A 2,084-nucleotide genomic window follows, 5' to 3' on the forward strand; every position below is an offset into this window, starting at 1 on the left:
TCGGCGGCCAGCTCGGCGGCCGGCCGCGCGGCGTCGAGCACCAGGTAGCGCTCCGGCGCGGCGGCGGCCAGGGCCAGGAAGTGCTCGCGCACCCGGGTGTGGAAGCCCGCGGACTCGGCCTCGAGGCGGTCGTCCCGGCCCCCACGGCGCCGTCGCCCCTCCTGCGGGTCCACGTCGAGCAGCACGGTCAGGTGCGGCACGAGGCCCTCGGTGGCCCAGCGGGAGATCGAGGCCACCTCGGCGGCGTCCAGGTCGCGCCCCGCGCCCTGGTAGGCCACCGAGGAGTCCACGTAGCGGTCACCCACCACCACGGCCCCCCGCTCCAGCGCGGGGCGCACGAGGCTGTCCACGTGGTGGGCCCGGTCGGCGGCGAAGAGCAGCGCCTCGGCCCGCGGGGCCACGTGGTCACCGTGGAGCAGCAGCTCACGGATGCGGCCCCCCAGCGGCGTGCCACCGGGCTCCCGGGTCACCACCACCTCGCGTGCGGGGTGCGCGGCCCCCAGGTGCTCCACGAGCCGCGCGATCTGCGTGCTCTTGCCGGCGCCATCACCCCCCTCGAGGACGACGAGGACGCCCGCCGGCGCGGCCGTCACCGGCGCCCCCGACGGGGGACGGCGCGGGTGTGCTCCTCCCCCGGGCGCACCCGCTCCATCATCCGGGTGGTGACGCGCTCCAGGGCCATGAACTCCTCGGAGCTCATCCCGTCGAGGAAGACCGCCCGCACGTCCCGCACGTGACCCGGCGCGGCGGCCTCGAGGGCGGCCCGCCCCTCGGCGGTGAGCAGCACGTCGGCACCGCGGCCGTCCTCCGCGGTGGCCTCGCGTCGCACCAGACCGCGCTTCTCCATGCGGCTCACGTGGTGGCTCAGGCGGCTGCGCTCCCAGCCCATGCGGCGCGCCAGCTCGGTGACGCGCAGGCGGTCGCCGTCATCGGAGAGCATCACCATGACCTCGTAGTCCGAGATGGACAGGTCAGCGTGCTCCTGCAGGCAACGGTTGAGGTGGGCCTGCACGTCGGTGCACAGCGACACCCACCGGCGCCACAGCGCCTGCTCGTCGTCGGTCAACCACGGCACGGGCTCCCCCTGCGCCTCCGCGGTGCCGCCCGGACCGCCCCTCGAACCGTCGCTCTGCATGGGGCGACTCTAGTGGCGGGCACCGACGACCTCCCCGCCGCCTGTGGGTTCCGGCCGTCCGTCCACATCCACCCGTGGTGGGGGTCCCGCACGAGCCCCGCCGTGGCTAGCGTGGCCGCCGACAACCGCACGGCCCGGCCCACCGGCGCCGCCGACCCCAGGAGGAACCCAATGGCCCTGCACGGCAAGCTGTTCGACCAGTACGAGGAAGTCTCCGGCAACGACCAGTTCATGCTGCAGAACAAGAAGCTCCTCAAGGTGCAGATGCAGTACGGCCCGGTCTGGGCGCTCACCGGGTCGATGGTGGCCTACCAGGGCGACATCCGCTTCAAGAACAAGGGCTCCGGCGGCCTGGGCAAGATGTTCAAGCAGGCCGTCACCGGCGAGGGCGTGGACATGATGGAGGCCACCGGCACCGGCGAGCTGTTCCTGGCCGACCAGGCCGCCGACATCCAGGTGCTCTACATGGAGAACGACGAGCTGAGCATCAACGGCCAGAACGTGCTGGCCTTCTCGGCCTCCATCGACTGGGACATCCACCGCATCCAGGCCCGTGGCGCCGCCATGACCGGTGGCCTCTACAACGTGGGCCTGCGCGGCACCGGCTACGTGGCCATCACCACCAAGGGCGAGCCGGTGGCCCTGGACGTCTCCGGCGGCAACACCTTCGTGGACCCGCAGGCGGCCGTGATGTGGACCCGTGGCACCCGCATGGACGTGCGCGTGGACTCCGGCGGCCTCGGCTCGATGCTGCGCGGCGGCACCGGCGAGACCTTCCAGATGGCCTTCTCGGGCCAGGGCCACGTCATCGTGCAGCCCTCGGAGAACGTGCCGCACTCCGGCTCCTCCGGCGGCTCCAGCGGCGGCGGCGTCATCGGCGAGCTCTTCAACTGAGCCGACCCGCACCGCAGCCCACCCGCGGACCCCGCCGGCCACCCGGCGGGGTCCG

At 73.6% G+C, this 2,084-nt stretch carries 3 protein-coding genes; 1 reads left to right on the forward strand and 2 read right to left on the reverse strand.

All coding sequences use genetic code 11. The annotated features are described in order from the left end of the window. Both tmk and HMPREF3099_RS05695 read right to left on the reverse strand, forming a co-directional pair. The coding region (gene tmk / locus HMPREF3099_RS05690; protein ID WP_070705103.1) for a dTMP kinase at positions 1-593 on the reverse strand (593 nt) is incomplete at its 3' end. Continuing rightward, positions 590-1,135 carry a MarR family winged helix-turn-helix transcriptional regulator gene (locus HMPREF3099_RS05695; RefSeq protein WP_070705104.1) on the reverse strand — a complete coding sequence of 182 codons (546 nt, stop codon included), beginning with the start codon at positions 1,133-1,135 and terminating at the stop codon, positions 590-592. The genes HMPREF3099_RS05695 and tmk, both read right to left, overlap by 4 nt. A gap of 171 nt (positions 1,136-1,306) precedes the next feature. On the opposite strand from HMPREF3099_RS05695, the gene HMPREF3099_RS05700 reads away from it, so the two are divergent. Beyond that, a complete protein-coding gene (locus HMPREF3099_RS05700; protein WP_070705105.1) occupies positions 1,307-2,029 on the forward strand; it encodes an AIM24 family protein in 723 nt (240 codons plus the stop codon). The last annotated feature ends 55 nt before the right edge of the window (positions 2,030-2,084 follow it).

The sequence above is a fragment of the Kytococcus sp. HMSC28H12 genome, assembly GCF_001816045.1.
GTDB lineage: Bacteria > Actinomycetota > Actinomycetes > Actinomycetales > Dermatophilaceae > Kytococcus > Kytococcus schroeteri.